The organism is Alkalihalobacillus alcalophilus ATCC 27647 = CGMCC 1.3604, assembly GCF_000292245.2.
GTDB classification, from domain to species: domain Bacteria; phylum Bacillota; class Bacilli; order Bacillales; family Bacillaceae_D; genus Alkalihalobacillus; species Alkalihalobacillus alcalophilus.
The window spans coordinates 1-4,996 of sequence record NZ_ALPT02000139.1 but is presented as its reverse complement, the minus strand read 5'-3'; the positions used below and the strand labels follow the sequence as shown (position 1 = coordinate 4,996).

Here is a 4,996-nt window from a genome sequence, read left to right as displayed (position 1 = left end):
ACAGCACAGCTTTTCATTACTTATCCCACTTTATTCGCACCTTAATTTGGCACTGCTCGGCTTTTCATTACTTATTCCAGTTTATTCGCACTCTAATTTGGCACTGCTCGGCTTTTCATTACTTATCCCAGTTTATTCGCACCCTAATTTGGCACTGCACAGCTTTTCATTACTTATCCCACTTTATTCGAACTCTAATTTCTCACAGCACAGCTTTTCATTACTTATCCCAGTTTATTCGAACTCTAATTTGGCACTGCACAGCTTTTCATTACCTATCCCCCATTATTCGCACCCTAATTCACTCACTGCCACTTTTTCATTACTTATCCGCTTTATTCGCACTCTAATTCCTCACAGCACAAATTTTCATTACCAATCAAAGCTCGTGCACTCTTCCCATAACAAAAAAAGCCTGAGCATAAGAATTTACCTCTAATGCTCAAGCTCTATTTTGTTTTTTTCTAATCCTTCTTTAATTATGACCATTGGATTGCCACCAACAAAGGCTCCGGCTGGTACATCACGATGAACGAGTGTTCCGGCGGAGACAACTGCTCCGTCACCAATTGTGACGCCAGGTAAAATCGTTGTATTCGCTCCAATCATCACTTCATCACCAATGTTTACATTACCGAGACGATATTCTTTAATTAAATATTCATGAGAAAGAATCGTTGTATTATAACCAATGATGCTATTTCTCCCAATCGAAATTTTCTCGGGAAACATAATGTCCATCATGACCATTAACGCAACCGCTGTCTCCTCGCCAACCTTCATCCGCAAAAAAGTACGATAAATCCAATTTTTCACCTTTAAAAAAGGCATGTAACGTGCAATTTGAATAAAGACAAAATTTTTGACGACCTTCCAAAAAGGAACGGTTTTATAAATTTGCCACAGTGAATTCGATTGCGTTACAAGGTATCGCTCCGTTTTTCGGCTCATTTTTGGGTAACTCCGACAATATCAAGTAAATCACGCATATCCTCTAACATAAAGTCTGGATTGTAGGAGCGAAGAACTTCTTCCCCTTTAATCGTCCAAGCAACTGCCGCTGTTTTCATATTCGCATTTTTCCCTGCTAAAATATCAAAATGGCTATCGCCAACCATGATCGCTTCCTCCCTAGTAGAGCCAAGCTGCTCTAAAGCTAAATCGATCGGCTCTGGATCTGGTTTGCTTTTTTTAACATGATCAAGGGCAACTACAACATCAAAGAACTTGTCTAATCCCGTTAACTTTAACCCCATATGGGCGGTTTGACTAATTTTTGATGTGACAACGGCAAGTTTGAAACCTTGTTTATGTAAGGCTTCGATCGCTTCATAAACTCCTTCATACTCAGTGACAAGCTCATCATGTTTTGCATGATTAAACGTACGGTATACAGCAATCATTTCTTCCGTTTTTTCGGGGTCGACCTGTTGAAAACTATCAACAAGCGGTGGACCAATAAACGGGATGACATCCTCACGTTTATAACGGCCAGGTTGATACTGTTCTAACGTATGCAAAAATGAAGCAATAATTAAATCATTTGTATTAATCAACGTTCCATCTAAATCAAATAATAGTGTTTTAATGCTCATATGTGGCTTCCTTTCCTTGATGAGTTCTTTTTTGTTCAATGCGTTTCCAAACAAAAGCAATAATCATCGTTAACACAATTGCCGTGACAAGACGAATGATGAGGAGTGGCAGAACCGGTATACCTAGTGGGATAAAGACAACCGTATCCTCCACCACAGCATGACAGGCCACAAGGAAAATAAAGACTAAATATAAATCTTTCTTTTTCACTCCATCCTCCTTCACTGCTTGGGTCATCACTCCTGCACCGTAAGCTAAACCAATCGTTAAACCAGAAGCAAGTGTCGTCGATGTATTTTCACGAATCCCCAACAGCCTAGTAAATGGCGACATCGCCTTCGCAATCAGCCTCAGCCAATTTTTCTCACGCATTATTTGGATGACCATCATTAACGGAATGACAATCAAGGCTAATTGAAGAGAACCATATAAAGCACTTTCGATTCCAGACCAAGCAATCGCAAACCAGCCCGTTACTGGCTCTGCTGCGGCTGAGTCAGAGGTTCCAATAAAGCCATATTGTGCCGTTTCTTGACCACCTTGCCAAAAAATATTCACTAAAAATGCCGCTACTAAAGCAAGCCCAATTCGAACGGCTAATACAACCGAAACTCTTAAACCAACCTTTTTGGCTACAGCCGATTCGATAATTAAATTATGCGAAAACGAGAGCATTAACGCTAAAATAAACACTTCTTTAACCGTTAATTCCAGTGATAAAATCGCCCCAATTCCTGCGTATAAGTTCAAGAAATTCCCCACAACTAGTGGAATCGCTGCTTCTCCAGGCAATCCTATTACCCCTAAAAAAGGAGCAAGCAAATGAGCAATCCAACCTAAAACAGGCGTATGCCCTAAAATCGTAACAATCAATGTTATTGGAAAAATAATTTTTGCTAATGACCAAGTTGTTTGTAAGCCTACGAGCAACCCTCGTTTTAACATACCCATTGAACCACTCCTCATCACCATTTCTCTCTTTTGTCTCTCTATTTTTTCTTTTTCTTCTTATTTGGATTCTTTTTATTTACTTTTTGTTTTTGCAAACTAGGTGGTAAATCTAAATACCTCGGTGTATCTGGCTGTAGTCTACGGTAAATGAACGTAATAATCGCCCAAAGCACCAAGATAATCGAAATAACTTGAGCCGTTTTCAAGACATTACCAATCAGTAAATAATCTAAACGGATACCCTCGATAAAGAAACGACCGACTGAATACCAAACAACATAGGTTAAGAAAATTTCCCCTTGACGCAAATTCAAACGACGTAAGTATAATAAAATTACAACTCCGATTATACTCCAAATCGACTCATATAAAAACGTCGGATGGTAATAGGTACCATTAATATACATTTGATTAATAATAAATTCTGGTAAATAAAGGCCTTCAAGGAATTCTCTCGTTACTTCGCCTCCATATACCTCTTGGTTCATGAAGTTCCCCCAGCGGCCAATAGCCTGACCAAGCAAAATACTCGGGGCCGCAATATCGGTAATTTGCCAAAAAGACAACTCTTTTCTTTTAGTAAAGAAATAAGCGGTTAACACACTACCAATCAATGCTCCGTGAATCGCGATACCACCTTCCCAAATGTAAAAGGCACTAATCGGATTATCAGCAAATTGATCCCAGCGAAAAATCACATAATACAGGCGAGCTGAGATAATCGCAATCGGCACGGCAAATAATAATAGATCAGCAAATGTATCCTTTGGTAATCCAAGGCGTTTCGTTTCCTTCGCTGCGATTAAATAACCAACAAAAACACCAAACATAATAATGAGCCCATACCAATAAATGGTCAATGGTCCTATATCTAAAAAGACTCGATTTAATGGTTCATTCATATTTCCACCTCTAATAATTTCTAGTCATTTTTCCTTCTAGATTAAAACAAACTTCGCTAGCGGTTTAATACTCTTCATTATCACTTTCTTCAATAAGCTCGGTTAATCTTGTCGAAAAATCTTGTGCGGCATTAAAGCCTAACTTTTTCAAACGATGATTCATCGCCGCCACTTCAATTAAAACAGCAAGATTTCGACCAGGTCGAACAGGAATCGTTAATTTCGGAACATCCGTATCCATAATTTTAATCATTTCTTCCTCAAGCCCTAATCGATCATAGGCTTTCTTTTGATCCCAAAGCTCTAAATGAATACAAAGCACAATTCGTTTATGTGGACGAACCGCCCCCGCACCAAATAACGTCATCGCGTTAATAATCCCTAACCCACGAATTTCAAGCAAATGTTGAAGCAACTCGGGTGGTTTTCCAATCAAAGTATTTCCATGCTCTTGACGAATTTCAACAGAGTCATCAGCGACCAATCGATGTCCACGACGAATCAGGTCAAGAGCCGTCTCACTTTTACCAACTCCACTACTTCCGGTGATTAGAACCCCTATTCCGTAAATATCGACTAACACCCCATGAACCGCTGTCATCGGTGCAAGCTCACTCTCAAGATAATCGGTAATCCTGCCACTTAAACGAGTTGTCGTCATTGGCGATCTTAGTAACGGCACCCCATTTTCCTCAGCCGCCTCAACTAATTCGGGAGGAACTTCCAGCCCACGCGACAAAATGATTGCAGGTGTATCATATGTACATAAATTTAACATCCGTTCCTTCTTTTCCTCCGTCGCTAAACGTTCAAAAAAGGAAAGCTCTGTTATCCCAATTAACTGAATTCTTTTTGCTGGATAATACGTAAAAAAACCAGCCATTTCAATCCCTGGCCGCGAAATATCACTCGTCGTAATTGGACGATAAATTCCCTCTTCCCCAGCAAGCAATTCAAATTGAAACCTCTCGATTAAATCATTCGCATTCACTTTACCCACAAAAGCCCCCACCTTACTTAATAATCTACACTCTGAAGATGATGATTCACTTGCCTGTTTTTGCCTTCATTTCTGGCAAATAACCACAATTCGAATATCTTATTTGCTCTACCTTGTCCAAACATCATACGGACAAAAAATTCATTTCCCTCATAAAATGCTTGGTGCTAAACTATGCCTTCCATTTTATCATGTTTTCAAATAAAACTCTCATTTTCTTAATTCCATTTCACAAACTCCATCAGTGAAGCCATATTGAAGCGACATGTTAGAGCGACATGTTAGAGCACTCTCATTGCCTCAGACTTCCCCCCTGAATTCTTATCATTCTCCACTAACGATCAAAAAAGTTGGCACATAAGTTCAAATGACCTCAGTACCAACTCGTTCAAAGCTCTTATCTTCTATATATTGTGACAATTCAACACCGATACATCGGCTAAATCTCTGTTCCTTTTAATCTGTAAAATCTATTAGACTAGTAACCTTTAATAGAATATACAATGGCATTGGCTAATTGTTCTTTATGACTTTCCGTTTGTAACAA

General features: G+C 39.2%; 6 protein-coding genes. 1 reads left to right on the top strand and 5 read right to left on the bottom strand.

What is annotated here, in order from left to right; all coding sequences use genetic code 11:
• On the top strand, positions 1–439 hold a 439-nt coding region (locus BALCAV_RS22980), incomplete at its 5' end, for a hypothetical protein (protein WP_235213162.1).
• On the opposite strand, the gene BALCAV_RS20525 is transcribed toward BALCAV_RS22980, so the two are convergent.
• From BALCAV_RS20525 to hprK, 5 genes are all read right to left on the bottom strand, one after another.
• On the bottom strand, positions 436–951 hold the full coding sequence (locus BALCAV_RS20525; protein WP_004427679.1) for an acyltransferase: 516 nt from the start codon (positions 949–951) through the stop codon (positions 436–438). The genes BALCAV_RS22980 and BALCAV_RS20525 overlap by 4 nt on opposite strands.
• Positions 948–1,595, bottom strand: coding sequence for a pyrophosphatase PpaX (gene ppaX / locus BALCAV_RS20520; protein WP_004427681.1), 648 nt, complete (start codon positions 1,593–1,595; stop codon positions 948–950). The genes BALCAV_RS20525 and ppaX overlap by 4 nt, the downstream gene beginning before the upstream one ends.
• Entirely contained in the window at positions 1,585–2,547 is a 963-nt protein-coding gene (locus tag BALCAV_RS20515; RefSeq protein ID WP_004427683.1) for a nucleoside recognition domain-containing protein, read from the bottom strand. Before BALCAV_RS20515 ends, ppaX begins: the two co-directional genes overlap by 11 nt.
• A 38-nt stretch (positions 2,548–2,585) precedes the next feature.
• Positions 2,586–3,449, bottom strand: coding sequence for a prolipoprotein diacylglyceryl transferase (gene lgt, locus BALCAV_RS20510; protein WP_004427685.1), 864 nt, complete (start codon positions 3,447–3,449; stop codon positions 2,586–2,588).
• A gap of 64 nt (positions 3,450–3,513) precedes the next feature.
• Positions 3,514–4,449 (bottom strand): HPr(Ser) kinase/phosphatase, encoded by a 936-nt coding sequence (gene hprK, locus BALCAV_RS20505; RefSeq protein WP_004427687.1) that lies wholly within the window; start codon positions 4,447–4,449, stop codon positions 3,514–3,516.
• Between the last annotated feature and the right edge of the window lie 547 nt (positions 4,450–4,996).